Genomic DNA, 1,401 nt, shown 5'->3' on the forward strand with positions numbered 1-1,401 from the left:
AAGTCATAGATGCGGGCGTGTTGGCTAAAATGGGTCGGCCGGGATTGGTCAATCTCGGCCGACTATATTTGGCTAAAATAATCCGACGCTAACAAATCATCGTTATGCTATTTCCCGGTCGGCGCCAAAACAGGACTTTTCTATCCTTCTATGCGAGGACAGTAAGTCTGGTTTCCAGTTCTTTGAACGGCATTTCGCTGACAGTGAGCTTACCTGTACTTCGGCCATGACGAACAGCGCGATTTTGGGCTGGTTGGATCAGCATCTCGACGATCGCGTGTTTGTTGTCGCGGACGGGGCGGCATTTGGGTGCTATGCGGACCGCGTCCTTAAGCTGCAAGACATTCACCGCGATACTGTTACGGTTTGTCTTCCCGAATCATTCGAGTGGCTTCTACTGAGCTCCGGCGTAATTTCAGAGCTAGATGTTAAGACGGTTTTGGAAACCCCAGAAGCCTTTGTAAACAGTGAGAAGTTTAAAAGCTGGGAGGATTTCTTCTATAAGTACTTACGCGATAAAACTGGGAATTCGGTCTTCCGTTACGACAAAGACTGCATTCCGGAGGCGTTTTGTAGGGGAAGTAATTCTGCGAAGGTTATGGCTCTTATCGCATGCCGAAATGTCCGATAGTTTTGTTGAATAGTGTCGCGGCGTCACTTCCTGCGGCATACTAAAGAAGCTGTACATGCTTCAGATTGGATTTTCATGTCTGAGATTTTTGAACCTAAGAACATCATCGTCACGGGCGGCTGCGGCTTCATCGGCAGCAACTTCGTGCACTACGTCGTGAACAACCACCCCGGCGTCCACGTCACCGTCCTGGACAAGCTGACCTACGCCGGCAACCCCGAGAACATCGCCGGGCTGCCGTCGGACCGCGTGGAGCTCGTCGTGGGCGACATCTGCGACGCGGAGCTGCTGGACCGCATCGTCCCCGGCCACGACGCCATCGTGCACTACGCCGCCGAGAGCCACAACGACAACTCCATCGCGGACCCGGAGCCCTTCCTGCGCACCAACGTCGAGGGCACCTTCCGACTTCTGGAGGCCGTCCGCAAATACGGCGTCCGCTACCACCACGTCTCCACCGACGAGGTCTACGGCGACCTTGCGCTCGACGACCCCGCCAAGTTCACCGAGGAGACGCCTTACCACCCGTCCTCGCCGTACAGCTCGACCAAGGCCAGCTCCGACATGCTCGTGCGCGCATGGACCCGCACCTACGGCCTCCGCACCACGATCTCCAACTGCTCCAACAACTACGGCCCCTACCAGCACGTGGAGAAGTTCATCCCCAGGCAGATCACGAACATCATCGACGGCGTCCGCCCCAAGCTCTACGGCCGCGGCGAGAACGTCCGCGACTGGATCCACACCGAGGACCACTCCTCGGCCGTCTG

Annotated in this window: 1 protein-coding gene; it reads left to right on the forward strand. The window is 56.5% G+C overall.

The genetic code is table 11. The features are described from left to right. Window positions 1-706: 706 nt before the first annotated feature. The coding region (locus I2F59_RS09840; RefSeq protein ID WP_195504018.1) for a dTDP-glucose 4,6-dehydratase at window positions 707-1,401 on the forward strand (695 nt) is incomplete at its 3' end.

It is taken from the genome of Collinsella aerofaciens, from assembly GCF_015556945.1.
Taxonomy (GTDB): domain Bacteria; phylum Actinomycetota; class Coriobacteriia; order Coriobacteriales; family Coriobacteriaceae; genus Collinsella; species Collinsella aerofaciens_AO.